This is a genomic window from Tropicibacter naphthalenivorans, from assembly GCF_900176475.1.
Classification (GTDB): domain Bacteria; phylum Pseudomonadota; class Alphaproteobacteria; order Rhodobacterales; family Rhodobacteraceae; genus Tropicibacter; species Tropicibacter naphthalenivorans.
In genome coordinates, this window is sequence record NZ_FWXX01000004.1 from 297299 (window position 1) to 311996 (window position 14698).

The following is a 14698-nucleotide window of genomic DNA, read 5'->3' on the forward strand; positions in this document are numbered from 1 at the left end:
TACCTGTCATGAGCGCTGATCGTCTTTCTTACGCCATTCACTCCGGCGGGCTGATGCTGCCCGACGGGAAAGTTGCCCTTTTCGGTGCCTCCAGCGAGGGGCCCCTGCCCGAGGGCGACGTCGAGGTCATCCAGACCTTTCGCCCCGATTATGATGCGCTGATCGCGCGCGGCGCGACGGTTTTGACCGCGCCCGAGGGTCCGTATGCCGGGGCGGTTGTGACCCTTGGTCGCGCCCGCGACCTGAACGAGGCGCGCATTGCCCGCGCGGTGAAAATTGCCCCCGGCGGGTTGATCGTCGTCGACGGGGCCAAGACCGACGGGATCGAACCCATCATCAAGGCCTTGCGCGCCAAGGTCGCGCTGCTGGGCCAAGTGTCCAAGGCGCACGGCAAATGCGTGTGGTTCACCGCCGATGAAGCCTTGCTGGCGTGGGACCGCCCCGCCATGTCCGCAAACAAGGACGGCGATTTCACCGCGCCGGGCGTGTTTTCCGCCGATGGGGCCGACCCGGCGTCGGTTGCCCTGGCGCAGGCCTTGCCGCCGCTCAAGGGCAACTTTGCCGATCTGGGCGCGGGCTGGGGCTGGCTGTCGCGCGAAATCCTGCGCCACGAGGGCGTCAAATCGCTGCATCTGGTCGAGGCGGAAAAAGCCGCGCTGGACTGCGCCGAGGTCAACGTGACCGACCCGCGCGCCAGCTTTCACTGGGCCGACGCCACCCGCTGGACCCCGCCCACCAAGCTGGACGGCGTGGTGATGAACCCGCCCTTCCACACCGGGCGCAAGGCGGAACCGGCCTTGGGTCAGGCCTTTATCGCCACCGCGGCCAAGGCGCTTGCCCCGCATGGCCAGCTGTGGATGGTTGCCAACCGCCACCTGCCCTACGAGCAAGCGCTGACCACGCTGTTCCGCGACGTGACCGAGATCGCCGGCAGTTCCAAGTTCAAGATCCTGCACGCGATGCGCCCCAATCGGGCCAAACGCTAAACGAAAGAGCACGCCATGAGTTTCTCGATCGAAGGCAAGACGGCCATCATCACCGGCGCGGCCAATGGCGTGGGGCTGGCCATCGCGCGGCACTTTGCCAACAAGGGTGCGAACGTGATGCTCGCCGATATGGACGAGCCGCAATTGGTGCGCGAATGCGGCGAGGATTGCGAAGACGCCAACATGCGCTACTTCGCCGGGGATCTGCGCGAGCGGCTGACCATGGCGAACCTGCTGTCGGCGACCATCGACGCCTTTGACCGCATCGACATTCTGGTCAACGCATCGCGGCAGATGGCCCCGTCCGACCCCTTTGACGTCGAGGATGAGACGGTCGAACAGCTGATTTCGCAGAACCTGATGACCTCGTACCGGATGACCCAGATGGTCGCCAATCGTATGATCAAACAGGCAAAAGACCAGCAAGAAGGCACCGTTGGCGCGATCGTCAACCTATCGTCCATCGCCGCGCGCCGGACCCATCCGGAACTGCTTGGCTATTCCGTGTCCTGCGCCGCGCTGGACCAGATGACGCGATCCATGGCCGTGGCGCTTGCGCCGCACCGCATCCGGGTGAACGCCGTGGCCTTTGGCTCTGTCATGTCGGCCAGCTTGCAGGACACGCTTAAAGAGCACCGCGATTACCGCTCGGACATCGAGGATCACACCCCCCTTGGCCGCATCGCTGGCCCCGGCGAGCTGGTCGAGGCGGTGCAATACCTGTCCAGCGACGCTGCGAGCTTTATGACCGGGCAAATCCTGACCGTCGACGGCGGGCGCACGCTGCTGGATACGGTTGCCGCCCCGGCGCACTGACAGATTGCCCCGTTGCGGGCCCTGCCCTGCGCGGTCTAGACAGCCCCCAAACAGGGAGAGGACAGCCAGATGATGGATGCAGAAAAGGCGCGCGCCAGCGCGTGGTTCCGGGAGTTGCGCGACCAGATCGTCGCCGCTTTTGAAGGGCTCGAAGACAGCCACGCCGCAGGCCCCCTGACCGACATGGCCACCGGCCGCTTTGAGGTGACCGAGACCAAGCGCCATTCCGATGACGGCAGCGACGCGGGCGGCGGTCTTATGAGCGTGATGCGTGGCGGGCGTGTGTTCGAAAAAGTCGGCGTCAACGTGTCCACCGTTTACGGCACCCTTGGCACCGCCGCGCAAAAGGCGATGGCCGCGCGCGGCGTTCCCGGCATCGCTGAAAACCCGCAGTTCTGGGCCTCGGGGATCAGCCTCGTGGCGCATATGCAGAACCCCAACTGCCCCGCCGTCCACATGAACACCCGCATGTTCTGGACCCCCGGCGCGTGGTGGTTCGGCGGCGGCTCTGACCTGAACCCCTGCATCGAGTTCGACGAGGACACCGCGCATTTCCACGCCACGCAAAAGGCGCATCTCGACCCCCATGACGAGGCGCATTACCCGCGTCTCAAGGCATGGGCCGACGAGTATTTCTACATCCCGCACCGCAGCCGCGCGCGCGGTGTCGGCGGCATCTTCATGGACGACCAGAACTCTGGCGACTGGGAGGCGGATTTCGCCCTGACCCAGGACATTGGCCGCGCCTTTTTGCCCGCCTATCTGCCCTTGGTCGAAAAGCGCCGCGTGATGCCCTTTGGCGCGGCGGAAAAGGACGTGCAGCTGGTCCACCGCGGGCTCTATGCGGAATACAACCTTGTGTATGACCGTGGCACCAAGTTCGGTCTGGCCACCGGTCATGACGCAAATGCCGTGTTGATGAGCCTGCCGCCCTTGGCCAAGTGGGTCTGACACGCCCAATAGGTTGACCAATCCCTAACGCCTCATGCACCCTTGGGCGCGAGAATTGGAAAAGGGGGATGGGTCATGCGGTTTGCCGGGATTTTGACTGTTGTGGGCGCTCTGACATTCGGCGCGCCCGCCTTGGCGCAGGGCTTTTCCCTGACCATGTCCATGGACGACTGGACCGAGGCTGATGAGGACGGCGCCTGTCTGGGGCGTTTTGACGGGCAGATCACCAAGGACAGCGAAATCCCTTATGGCTATGGCACCTCGGGCGCCCCCCTGTGCCTGAACAGCCCCGGCGGGACGCTGTCGCGCGCCTTGGACATTGGCACCAACCTTGGCTGGCACACCCGCGTCCTACCCGGCGAGCGCTGCGAAAGCGCCTGCGCGCTGGCGTTCCTGCGCGGCGGGTATGAAACGGGCAACGGCGTGCCGGTGTTCGTCCATGACCGCGCGATCTGGGCCGGGGCCAAGCTGGGCTTCCACTCGCCGGGGCTGACCCTGCCCGACAGCGCGGCGGTGGACAAAGACACGGTCGAATCCGCCTTCAAGATCGCGCTCAGCGCCGCGGCAGGTGTCTATGCGGTACACCAAGCCGCTGATATCGAAGGCACTCCGACGATGAACGCCTATCTCTACCAGCGTTTTCTGGACACGCCGCCCGACCAGATGCACTACATCGACAAGGTGGGCGAAGCGATCCTAGCGCAGATCCCGGTGCTGGGCGTCGAACGGCAAGCCGCCATCGACGAAGACCTCATCGAAACCCTGTGCGAGAACGCCATGATCGCCTCGCGCGGGTTTGAGTCCAGCCTTTGGACGGGGCTGGAGGCGAACCGATCCGCCACTCGGCTGCAAAAGGGCTATCGCGACGCGATGGACGAGTTTTATGGCGAAGCGGGCGACAATTCCGTCGAAACCCTCCAAATCATGCTGACGCGCGACGACGCGGGGGATTTGTTGGGCTACATGGGGCTTGTGCCTTCGGGCGACTACCGCTTTTTCGCAGAGTGCTTTGTGCCCATGCCCGCGAACCGCCTGACGGCCGGCCGGTTTGCTCCGGGGGACACCGTTGGCGTCTGGCTGGGCACCGCCTACGGCTGGGTCGAGAGCGCCTCCGAAGTGCGCGAACGCTGGAATGACGCCAAGAGCGATGATCCGGTGCGGCTGGACAGCCTCGCGCTGTTCCCGTGGGCGGCGGACTTGGCAGACCTGCCCAAGAACGCCGAGTATCGCCGCCTGTTCGGGGGCCGCGCCCCCGCCCCTACCCCGGTCGCCGCTCCGGTGGTCGTCGCTGAGACCGGCTTTCGCGCCTATCCGGGCCGCGACATCGTCGGGCGCGATTTGAAAACCGTCTCCGCCAGCAGCCTGTCGCAATGCCAAGCCGCCTGCGAAGCCAACCCGCGCTGCAACGCCGCCACGCTGGACCGCTGGAACAACCGTTGTTTCCTCAAGGACTTGCCCCGCGCGACCACTCTTCGACTGTTCGCCAAAGCCTCGAGCGTGGTGCGCAGCGATGCGCAGGATTTCGTGCGGTTTTCCAACGCCGATCTGGTGCTGAAAAAGCGCAACGACAAGTCCTATCAGACCACGCCCGACCGCACCGTCACCGCGCGCAATTTCGACGATTGCGCGGCGATCTGCCAGCGCGATGGCGACTGTCTGGGGGTAAACTGGCGCCCCGGCAACCAGTGCCAACTGTACGCGACCCCGCCCGAGTATTTCACCGAACGCGGCGTCGACATCGGCTATTTCGAACAGCCCTAGGCGTCACGCCAGTCGCCAAGGCCCAGCCCGTCCAGCGACCATTCGCCAATGGACCAGCGCACCAGCCGCAAACAGGGCAAGCCCACGTGCGCGGTCATCCGGCGGACCTGACGGTTGCGGCCTTCGGTGATGGTCAGGCGCAGCCACGCGTCCGGCACCGATTTGCGGAACCGCACCGGCGGGTCACGCTCCCACAGGGCGGGCGGGTCAATTGTCTGACATTTGGCGGGGCGCGTTGGGCCGTCCTTTAGCGTCACGCCGGTGCGCAGCGCGTCGACCTGCGCCCCCGTCGGCGTGCCTTCGACCTGTACGAGGTAGGTTTTGGGCTTTTTGAACTTGGGGTGGGCAATGCGCGCTTGCAGGCGGCCATCGTCGGTCAACAGCAACAGCCCCTCGGAGTCGCGGTCCAGACGGCCCGCGGGGTAGACCTTGGGCACGTTCACGTAGCTCGACAGCGTCGGACGGGTGGAGCCCTCGGTGCCCTTGTCGGTGAACTGCGAGAGCACGCCAAAGGGTTTGTTGAACAGGATCAGGGTCATCGGCGGGCCTCGAAAAAATCCTTGAGCAAACGGGCCGAGGCGTCCGCGGACAGCCCGTCATAGACCTCGGGGGCGTGGTGGCATTGCGGATGCGCATAGACCCGCGCGCCTTGGGCCACGCCGCCGGATTTCGGATCGGACGCGCCGTAATACAGCCGCCGGATGCGCGCAAAAGAGATCGCGGCGGCGCACATCGGGCACGGCTCCAGCGTCACATAAAGATCAAAGCCCTCCAGCCGTTCCTGCCCAAGCGCGGCACAGGCGGCGCGGATCGCAAGGACTTCGGCATGGGCGGTGGGGTCGTTCAGCTCGCGCGTGCGGTTGCCAGCCTGCGCGATGACCTTGCCGCTTTTGGCAACGATCACAGCGCCCACCGGCACTTCGCCACGCTTGGCGGCGGCCCGCGCCTGAGACAGGGCAATGTGCATGTGGCTGGTAAAGGTCATGCGCCCTTTTAAACAGCCCGCGCGCGGGGCGAAAGATGCGCTGTTAAACGCTGGTGCGACGCCCCTCGCGCGGTTTAAGCTTTGTGCAAACCAAAGCTTTGCTATAGAGCGCGCCCTATGAGCGAGACATCCAAAACCCCCGAAGGCGACCGCATCGCCAAGGTCATTTCCCGGTCGGGCCGTGCCAGCCGCCGCGAAGCCGAAAAGCTGATCGCCGAAGGCCGCGTGGCCGTGAACGGTGTGACCATCGACAGCCCCGCGCTGAACGTGACCGACAAGGATCGCGTGACCGTGGACGGGGTCATGCTCGCCGTGCCGCAAGCGCCGCGCATCTGGCTGTATCACAAGCCCACCGGCCTCGTGACCACCACGCGCGACGAAAAGGGGCGCAAGACGATTTATGACGAATTGCCCGAAGATATGCCTCGGGTGATGTCCATCGGGCGGCTCGATTTGAACTCCGAAGGGCTGTTGCTGCTGACCAACGACGGCGGGATCAAGCGCAAGCTGGAACTGCCCAGCACCGGCTGGCTGCGGCGCTACCGCGTGCGGGTCAAGGGCAACCCGAGCGACGATATGCTCAAACCCCTGCGCGACGGGATCGTGGTGGACGGGCAGCGCTTTCAGCCGATGATCGTGAACCTCGACCGCCAGCAAGGGGCCAACGCCTGGCTGACCGTCGGCCTGCGCGAAGGCAAGAATCGCGAGATCCGCCGCGCCATGGCCGACATCGGCCTAAGTGTGAACAGACTGATCCGCATTTCTTACGGCCCCTTCCAATTGGGGCAGCTGAAATCCGGCGAAGTCGAAGAGGTCCGCCGCAAAACCGTGCGCGACCAACTGGGCCTAGAGGCACCCGCTCCTTTGAAACCAAAGGGAAAAAACCTGCGGCCCAAGCGCCGGATGCCGCCCAAGGGCCGCAAGCCGAATTAAATTGTGCAGGCGCAGAATTAGAATGGGGATATTTACGGTTCGTTAACTCACCTTTCTTTTTCCCGTGAGATGCCCCGTTTTTGCCCGGATTCGCAGGCAGAAATAACGGCATGATGACCACGTTGATTGCCATACTTACGCTCGCCGTATCTTCGTTCATGGTGCTGGGAAGCCTGCGCACCGTGGCCACCGATACGATCGATATTCTCGCCACCAGCGCCGCGCGCGCCAAAACCAACGGGCAGCTGACGCAAAAGCTGGCCTTTGTGATGCTGTGGCTGATGATCTTTGCCCTGAGCTATCTGTAGGGAAGCAGCACCATGAGAGACAGATTCGAAAAACGCGCATCCAATGAGGCCGCTAATTTCGATTCGGCTCTGAATGTGATGTTTCTTGCGGCCTTTCCGCTATTGCTTTGGGTGTTCCAAGGCTCCTTTGCCGGGGTGGCCACGGCCCTTGTGGAAATCTGGATTTTCTCGATCGCTTTGCGGCTGATCTCGCGCGGTCAAAAGATCCAGCGCGAATATGATGCGGCGCAGGTCGCCCATCGGCCGCGCTTGCCGCGCAAGCTGCTTGGCTCTGCCCTGATCGGGGTCATGGTGCTGATCCTTGCCGGGCACCAGTTTGCCGATCTGCTGTTCCCGCTGGTGCTGGGCGTCTTTGCCATGGGGCTAAGCGTGGCCGCCTTTGGTCTGGACCCGATGACCGACAAGGGGCTGAACGACCCCGAGGTCGTCGCCCGCATCGAAATCGACACCGCCATGGAAGCCATCGAGGCCAAGCTGGCCATCGTCGCCGATCAAGTGGCGTCCTTGCAGGATGCCGATTTGACCCGCCGCACAGAGGTCGCTCGCGACATGGTGGTCCGTCTGGCGCGCGATAATGTCAGCGATATCAAAGGGTTTCGCCGCGTCCGCAAACCCGTGGAAAAGTTCAGCGCCATGCTGTCCGAAGAGGCAGAGCGCCTGATCGCATCGTGGGATGGCGAGGATTATCTCTTTGCCCGCAAGCGTTATGTGGCCAAGCTGGACGTAATGACCGACAGCTTTGCCACGCGTGCCCGGAAAAACGGCTTTCAGGCGGGGCGGGACGCATTCGAGATGGAAGCAGACATGCTTTTGGACCGGATGCCGCGCGAATCGGCGGCTTGACGCAAAGGCCCGTCACTTCCCCCTAGCAAGTGCAGCATTTTGTGCCTAAGTTTCCCTCGGAGCGTGAGTGCACGGGGGTCCCTATGTCCGGAAACGCCTTGCAAAAGGTAAGCTATGTCTTGTTGATCGTCCTGCTGTTCGGTGTGTCCACCGGCTGGCTTGGAGGGCTTTGATATGGCTCAGAAATTCGGCGGAAAATACAGCCCCGACGGCAGCGGACCGACCAGCGATGACCGCCCCGTCGCGCCCGCCTACAAGGGGGCCAAGGTGGCCCCGGCTGGCGCGCAATCCAACATCTTGTTCATCCCGCCCATCGTGCTCGCCGCATTGTCGATCAACGAAGGCGCGATCAGCATGGCCGTGGGTCTGCTTGGCGCCGGGGCGCTGCTGCTGGGCGCGTGGCTGATGCGCGAGGGGCTCAAGGCGCAGGCCGCCTTTGATGCGCGCAAGGTGGCGCGCCGCCCTGCCCTGCCGCGCAAGGTCTTTGCCGCGCTGCTGACCGGCATTGGCACGGGTCTGGCCGCTTGGCAGAACGAGCCGGGTTTGATCGCGCCGGTGATTTTCGGCGTGGCCGCGATGGCCCTGACGGTTGGGGCGTTTGGTCTGGACCCGATGCGCGACAAAGGCATGGAAGGCATTGATACCTTTCAACAAGATCGCGTCGCCCGCGTGGTCGACGAGGCCGAAACCTATCTGAACGGGATGCAGGACGCGGTGAAACGCGCCGGCGATCGGCAGGTCGAGGCGCGCGTGGAACGCTTTGCCGAAAAGGTGCGCGAGATGATCCGCACCGTCGAAGAGGACCCGCGCGATCTGACCGCCGCCAAAAAGTTTCTGGGGGTTTACCTGATGGGTGCCCGCGACGCCGCCGTTAAGTTTTCGGACATTTACGACCGCAAACCCGACCGCGCCGCGAAAACGGATTTCATGATGCTGCTGACCGATCTCGAAGAGAGCTTTGACAAAAAGATCGATCACCTGCTGACCGACAATAACGCCGACCTGCAAATCGAAATCGAAGTGCTGCGGGACCGGCTCCAGCGTGAAGGTGTGCGCCTGTAAGGTGCCGATAATAAACGGGGATTTCCTATGTCTGAGAAAACACGTCAAGAGGCCGAACAGATCGTCGGCATGGTCGATGAGCTGAACGCGGTGGTTCTGCCAGAGCCCAAGGATGCCAACGCCGTGGTGCCCCTGAAAGAGGCTGACGCCGAAGTGTCCGAGGAAATCCGCACCCGGATGGATGAAATCGACATGGGCGACACCAACTCGATTGTCTCCTTTGGCTCTGCCGCGCAGGCGGAACTGCAAGAGATTTCGCAGGCCATGCTGGCCGATGTGCGCAACAAGGATGTGGGTCCGGCGGGCGACAGCTTGCGCGGGATCGTGACGACCATTCGCGGCTTTTCCGTTTCGGAACTGGACGTGCGCCGGGATCGCTCCTGGTGGGAAAAACTGCTGGGCCGCGCCGCGCCTTTTGCGAAATTCACCGCCCGCTACGAAGAGGTGCAGGGCCAGATCGACAAGATCACCGACAACCTTCTGAAGCATGAGCACACCCTGATGAAGGACATTAAGTCCTTGGATTTGCTCTATGAAAAGACGCTTCAGTTCTACGACGAACTGGCGCTGTATATCGCCGCCGGTGAGGAAAAGCTGGCCGAGCTCGACACCACAGTGATCCCCGCCAAGGAGGCCGAAGTTCAGGCCGCCCCCGAGGGCGATCAGGTGATGAAGGCGCAAGAGCTGCGCGACCTGCGCGCCAGCCGCGACGATCTGGAACGCCGCGTGCATGACCTGAAACTGACCCGTCAGGTGACCATGCAATCGCTGCCCTCGATCCGCCTTGTGCAGGAAAACGACAAGTCTTTGGTGACCAAGATTAACTCCACCCTCGTGAACACCGTTCCGCTGTGGGAAACCCAGTTGGCGCAGGCGGTCACGATCCAGCGCAGCAAACAGGCCGCCGCCGCCGTGCGCGATGCCAACGATCTGACCAACGAGCTGCTGACCTCGAACGCGGCGAACCTGCGTCAGAGCAACGCCATGATCCGCGAAGAGATGGAGCGCGGCGTGTTCGACATCGAAGCGGTCAAGCAGGCCAACGCCGATCTGATCGGCACCATTCAGGACAGCCTGCGCATTGCCGACGAAGGCAAGGAACGCCGTGCCAAGGCCGAGGAAGAGCTGAAGAAGATGGAAAGCGAGTTGCGCGACACACTGGCGGCCGCCAAGGCGCGCAAAGATGGCGTGGGCGACACCGCTTCGACCGCCGTTCCGTCCTGATCATGCGCGTGACGGGCAAGCTCAAAGCCGCTGCGGCGGCGCTCTGCTGCGTGGCCCTCGCGGGCTGCGTCGGCTCGGACCTTGCCCCGCGCAAGACCTCTGTCACCCCGGCGCAGCGACCCGAAGCCGTGGTCCCCGCGGCGCTGCCCGCGCCCAATGTGGCGGCGCAGCCCTCGGCGGCCAGCCTCGCCTTGGTCGATTACTACGCCCGCGTGCAGCATGACCGGCTGGCGCGCGGCTTGCTGCGCACCGATGGCGGCGGGCCGGACACGGCCTTTACCGACACCATGCTGGCGCGCAACTTTGCCCGCATCGCGCTGGAAGAGGAATACGTGCGTGGCGGCGGCTTGCAGCCGTCGCAAGGTGGGTCCGGCGCGATCAAGAAGTGGACCAAGCCGATCCGCATGACGACAGAGTTCGGCCCGCGTGTGCCCCGTGACCAGATCGCCTGGGATCAGGCGCAGGTCGCCAGCTATGCGGCGCGCCTGTCGCGCGTCACCGGCCACCCGATCCAGATGGTCGAGAGCGGCGCGAACTTTCACGTGTTGTTCATGTCCGAAGACGACAAGGACAGGATCGCCCCGCGCATTCGCCAGATCGTGCCGGACGTAAACCCCAACGCCTTGCGCGTGTTCAACAATCTGCCGCGCGGCATCCATTGCCTCGTGATGGCCTTTTCCGACACGCCGGGCGGCTATGATTACGGCACCGCCATCGCCGTGATCCGCACCGAGCACCCCGAGCTGCTGCGCCGGTCCTGCATCCACGAAGAGGTGGCGCAGGGGCTGGGTCTTGGCAATGACGACCCGCGCGCGCGCCCGACGATCTTTAACGACGATGACGAGTTCGCGCTGCTGACCACCCATGACGAGATGCTGCTCAAGATCCTTTATGATCCGCGCCTGCGCCCCGGCATGACCCTGTCGCAGGCCAGCCCCGTCATCAACCAGCGCGCCACCGAACTGGCTGGCGGGCTTTGATAATTTCCGCGCCCTGACCATTTTGACAGGGGCGCATTGCACCGCGGCAAAGCGGTTTGACGATGCCTTGCGGCGCGGCTTACCCTTTGCCCGAAAAGTACAAGCGAGGTGGCCCTATGCCCATTTTCGATTTCCTGCGCGGGCAGTTCATCGACGTCATTCACTGGACGGACGACACGCGCGACACCATGGTTTACCGCTTTGAGCGCGAAGGCCACGAGATCAAGTATGGCGCCAAGCTGACCGTCCGCGAAGGTCAGGCGGCGGTGTTTGTGCACGAAGGCCAGCTGGCCGATGTGTTCACGCCGGGGCTGTATATGCTCGAAACGAACAACATGCCGATCATGACGTCGTTGCAGCATTGGGACCACGCGTTCCAGAGCCCGTTCAAGTCGGAAATCTACTTCGTCAACACCAACCGCTTTACCAACCTCAAATGGGGCACCAAGAACCCGATCATGATCCGCGACCCCGAGTTCGGGCCGACGCGCATCCGGGCCTTTGGCACGTACACCGTCAAGGTCGACAATCCCGCGCTGTTCCTGACCGAGATCGTCGGCACCGATGGTGAGTTCACCATGGACGAGATCAGTTACCAAATCCGTAACGTGATCGTGCAGGAATTCTCCAAAGCGATTGCCAAGAGCGGCATTCCGGTGCTGGACATGGCCGCAAACACCGGCGAAGTCGGCGCGCTGATCGCCAAGGCGATTGACCCGGTGATCCACGCTTATGGCTTGGCCTTGCCGGAATTGTACATTGAAAACATAAGCTTGCCCCCGGCGGTGGAAAAGGCACTGGATGCGCGGACCTCGCGCGGGATTGCAGGCAACCTCAATGACCACATGAAGTGGAAGGCCGCCGAGGCCATGGGCACGGGTGGGTCGATGGATTCGGCCATGGGCATGGGTATGGGCGCCGCCATGGGCGCGGGCATGGCCGGTCAGATGGGCATGGGTCCGTGGGGCGCGCAACCCCAAGCCGCCGCCCCTGCCGCAGCCCCGATGGCCCCGCCGCCGCCGCCGGTCGAACACGTCTGGCATATTGCCGAAAATGGCGCGACCAAGGGGCCGTTCTCCAAGGCGCGTCTGGGCCGGATGGCAACCGATGGCGAGCTGACCCGTGAAACCCTCGTCTGGACCGCAGGGCAAGACGGCTGGAAGCCCGCTGGCCAAGTGCAGGAGTTGGCGCAGCTGTTTACGGTGATGCCGCCGCCCCCGCCTCCGCCGCCCCCGGCTGGCTAAATCCTGAACTCAACAGGGGGCCGCGCTGGCCCCCTTTCTGCCGCTGATCCGAGCCTGTTATGTCCGACGCCCCCCCTCCTCCGCCGCCCGCTACTGCCAAGACCGATCCCACCGAGGAACACCGCTTTCCCTGCGATCAATGCGGCTCGGATTTCCGATTTGACCCCGAGGGCGGGCAGTTGGTCTGCGATCACTGCGGGAACTCGCAAGCCATCGCGGGTGCCGGGCCGTGGGGCGGCGGCGTCAAGGAGCTCGACTTCCGCGCCGCCATCGACAACCTGTTGCCCTTGCAAGAGATCGAGGAAACCCGCGTTTCCAAATGTCCCAACTGCGGCGCCGAAGTCGAATTCGACCCCGAGCAGCACGCCACCGAGTGTCCCTTTTGCGCGACCCCGGTCGTGACCGACACCGGCGTCAACCGGCACATCAAACCGCGCGGCCTGCTGCCCTTTGCCATGGACGAAAGCGCCGCCCGCGCCGCCATGACCGACTGGCTGGGCAAGCTGTGGTTTGCGCCCAACGGTCTGCAAGAATACGCACGCAAGGGGCGCAAGATGACCGGCATTTACGTGCCTTATTGGACCTATGACGCCGACACCAACTCGGCCTATCAGGGCGAGCGTGGCACCGTTTACTACGAAAACCGCAGCGTCATGCGCGATGGCAAGATGACCACCGAACGCGTGCAGAAAATCCGCTGGCAGCGCGTGTCTGGCCGAGTGCATCGGTTCTTTGACGACGTTCTGGTGCTGGCCTCGCAGTCCCTGCCCAAGAAATACACCGACGCGCTGGAGCCGTGGGATCTGGCCGCGATGGAGCCCTACAGCCCCGAGTATCTGGCTGGCTTCCGGGCCGAAGGCTATCAGGTCGATCTGGACGCCGGTTTCGACGAGGCGCGGGTCAAGATGGACCGCCAGATCGAACGCGACATCAAGTTCGACATCGGCGGCGACCGCCAGCGCATTCACCACGTGAACACTGACGTGAAGGACGTGACCTTCAAGCATGTTCTGCTGCCGGTCTGGATCGCCGCCTATAAGTATCGCGATAAATCCTATCGGTTCGTGGTGAATGGCCGCACGGGCCGGGTGCAGGGCGAGCGGCCTTGGTCGGCGTGGAAGATCACCTTTGCCGTGATCCTTGGCCTTTTGGTGGCGGGCGGCGTTGGCTATCTGATCGCCATGAACCAATAAGCCGCGCAAGGCTTGCCTGAACGCAAAGATCGTGCAAGTTAGCGCAAACATCACTTTCGGAGACCGGCCATGATCCTCTGCTGCGGCGAAGCCCTGATCGACATGCTTCCGCGTGAGACTACGCAAGGCGAGCCCGCGTTCTCGCCCTACGCGGGCGGCGCGGTGATGAACACGGCGATTGCGCTGGGGCGGCTGGGTGCGCCGGCGGGCTACTTTGGCGGGTTGTCCAATGACCTGTTTGGTCAGATGCTGACCGATGCGCTGGACGGGTCGGGCGTCGATCACCGCCTGTGCCCGCGCTCGGATCGCCCGACGACGCTGGCCTTTGTGACGCTGACGAACGGCCACGCGCAATATGCGTTTTATGACGAGAACACCGCCGGGCGGATGCTGTCCGAGGACGATCTGCCGGGCCTCGACGGCCTGACCGCGCTGTTCTTTGGCGGCATCAGCCTTGTGTCCGAACCGCAGGCGGACAGCTATGCCGCGCTCTGCGCGCGCGCGGGCGACCTTCCGGTGATGATTGATCCGAACATCCGCCCCGGCTTTATCACCGATGAGCCTAAGTATCGCGCGCGCCTCACCGCCATGCTGGAACGCGCCGACATCGTCAAGGTCTCGGACGAGGATATGGCGTGGCTCGGCACCTCGCCCGAAGAGCTCTTGAAAAACGGCGCGTCGGTGGTGCTGGTCACCCGCGGGGCCGAAGGCGTCGACGTCGTCTCTCGCGAAGGCACGTTGACCGTCCCCGCCACGCGCGTCGAAGTGGTCGACACCGTGGGCGCGGGCGACACCTTTAACGCGGGCTTTTTGGCCGGGCTGGCGCGTGACGGCCTTCTGAGCCGCGCGGCGCTGTCCACAGCTTGGCTCGACAGCCTCAAGCCCGCCGCCGAACTGGGCGCCGCCGCCGCCGCCATCACGGTCAGCCGCGCAGGGGCCAACCCGCCGCGAAAGCACGAACTATGAGAGCGCTGATCCAACGCACCAGCGGCGCGCGCGTCGACATCGACGGGACCACCGTCGGCGAAATTGCCCAAGGCGTGGTGATCCTGATCTGCGCCATGCAATGCGACACCGAAGCCGAGGCCGACAAGCTGGCCGCGAAAATCTCGAAACTGCGGATTTTCAAGGACGACGAGGGCAAGATGAACCGCTCGCTGCTGGACATCTCTGGCAGCGCGCTGGTGGTCAGCCAGTTCACCCTGTCCGCCGACACCCGTCGCGGCAACCGACCCGGTTTCTCTGCCGCCGCCCGCCCCGACGAGGGCGAAAAGCTGTACGAATACTTCGCCGCAAAGCTGGCGTCGCTGGGCATTCCCGTCGCCACCGGGCGGTTTGGCGCGGATATGCAGGTGCATCTGGTCAACGACGGCCCGGTCACCATCTGGATGGACACCGCCGACTAGGCGCAA

Annotated in this window: 16 protein-coding genes; 14 read left to right on the forward strand and 2 right to left on the reverse strand. The window is 63.9% G+C overall.

The genetic code is table 11. The features are described from left to right. Nucleotides 1-8 precede the first annotated feature (8 nt). The 4 genes from B9A11_RS11285 (at nt 9) to B9A11_RS11300 (ending at nt 4514) form a co-directional block, all read left to right on the forward strand. Complete coding sequence (locus B9A11_RS11285) at nt 9-986, forward strand: class I SAM-dependent methyltransferase (RefSeq protein ID WP_058247629.1); 978 nt, start codon at nt 9-11, stop codon at nt 984-986. 15 nt (nt 987-1001) lie between these two features. Beyond that, on the forward strand, nt 1002-1802 hold the full coding sequence (locus B9A11_RS11290; RefSeq protein ID WP_058247630.1) for an SDR family NAD(P)-dependent oxidoreductase: 801 nt from the start codon (nt 1002-1004) through the stop codon (nt 1800-1802). Nucleotides 1803-1871: 69 nt separating this feature from the next. After that, nucleotides 1872-2753, forward strand: coding sequence for an oxygen-dependent coproporphyrinogen oxidase (hemF, locus tag B9A11_RS11295; RefSeq protein WP_058247631.1), 882 nt, complete (start codon nt 1872-1874; stop codon nt 2751-2753). A 75-nt stretch (nt 2754-2828) separates the two neighbouring features. Continuing rightward, nucleotides 2829-4514: a PAN domain-containing protein gene (locus tag B9A11_RS11300; RefSeq protein WP_058247632.1), complete on the forward strand. Its 1686-nt coding sequence runs from the start codon at nt 2829-2831 to the stop codon at nt 4512-4514. Here B9A11_RS11300 and B9A11_RS11305 read toward each other — a convergent pair. Together B9A11_RS11305 and B9A11_RS11310 are read right to left on the reverse strand one after the other, a co-directional pair. Next, on the reverse strand, nt 4511-5053 hold the full coding sequence (locus B9A11_RS11305) for an rRNA large subunit pseudouridine synthase E (protein ID WP_058247633.1): 543 nt from the start codon (nt 5051-5053) through the stop codon (nt 4511-4513). The two genes, B9A11_RS11300 and B9A11_RS11305, sit on opposite strands and share 4 nt — an antisense overlap. Beyond that, entirely contained in the window at nt 5050-5499 is a 450-nt protein-coding gene (locus tag B9A11_RS11310) for a nucleoside deaminase (protein ID WP_058247634.1), read from the reverse strand. Before B9A11_RS11310 ends, B9A11_RS11305 begins: the two co-directional genes overlap by 4 nt. Before the next feature lie 117 nt (nt 5500-5616). On the opposite strand from B9A11_RS11310, the gene B9A11_RS11315 reads away from it, so the two are divergent. From B9A11_RS11315 to dtd, 10 genes are all read left to right on the forward strand, one after another. After that, nucleotides 5617-6432, forward strand: a complete 816-nt coding sequence (locus B9A11_RS11315; RefSeq protein ID WP_058247635.1) for a pseudouridine synthase — start codon at nt 5617-5619, stop codon at nt 6430-6432. A gap of 110 nt (nt 6433-6542) precedes the next feature. Continuing rightward, nucleotides 6543-6740 (forward strand): hypothetical protein, encoded by a 198-nt coding sequence (locus B9A11_RS11320; RefSeq protein ID WP_058247636.1) that lies wholly within the window; start codon nt 6543-6545, stop codon nt 6738-6740. A gap of 12 nt (nt 6741-6752) precedes the next feature. Beyond that, nucleotides 6753-7583, forward strand: a complete 831-nt coding sequence (locus B9A11_RS11325; protein ID WP_143595858.1) for a hypothetical protein — start codon at nt 6753-6755, stop codon at nt 7581-7583. Nucleotides 7584-7757: 174 nt separating this feature from the next. Continuing rightward, nucleotides 7758-8645, forward strand: coding sequence for a 5-bromo-4-chloroindolyl phosphate hydrolysis family protein (locus B9A11_RS11330; RefSeq protein WP_058247638.1), 888 nt, complete (start codon nt 7758-7760; stop codon nt 8643-8645). A gap of 27 nt (nt 8646-8672) precedes the next feature. Then, the gene (locus tag B9A11_RS11335; RefSeq protein WP_058247639.1) at nt 8673-9869 is read left to right on the forward strand and encodes a toxic anion resistance protein; all 1197 of its coding nucleotides are present in this window, start codon (nt 8673-8675) and stop codon (nt 9867-9869) included. Between the two features lie 2 nt (nt 9870-9871). Next, nucleotides 9872-10849, forward strand: coding sequence for a DUF2927 domain-containing protein (locus tag B9A11_RS11340; protein ID WP_058247640.1), 978 nt, complete (start codon nt 9872-9874; stop codon nt 10847-10849). A 116-nt stretch (nt 10850-10965) separates the two neighbouring features. Further along, nucleotides 10966-12093 carry an SPFH domain-containing protein gene (locus B9A11_RS11345; protein WP_058247641.1) on the forward strand — a complete coding sequence of 376 codons (1128 nt, stop codon included), beginning with the start codon at nt 10966-10968 and terminating at the stop codon, nt 12091-12093. A gap of 59 nt (nt 12094-12152) precedes the next feature. Then, nucleotides 12153-13286, forward strand: a complete 1134-nt coding sequence (locus B9A11_RS11350) for a TFIIB-type zinc finger domain-containing protein (protein WP_058247642.1) — start codon at nt 12153-12155, stop codon at nt 13284-13286. Nucleotides 13287-13355: 69 nt separating this feature from the next. Further along, nucleotides 13356-14252, forward strand: coding sequence for a carbohydrate kinase family protein (locus tag B9A11_RS11355; RefSeq protein WP_058247643.1), 897 nt, complete (start codon nt 13356-13358; stop codon nt 14250-14252). Then, nucleotides 14249-14692 (forward strand): D-aminoacyl-tRNA deacylase, encoded by a 444-nt coding sequence (gene dtd / locus B9A11_RS11360; protein WP_058247644.1) that lies wholly within the window; start codon nt 14249-14251, stop codon nt 14690-14692. The genes B9A11_RS11355 and dtd overlap by 4 nt, the downstream gene beginning before the upstream one ends. Nucleotides 14693-14698 lie beyond the last annotated feature (6 nt).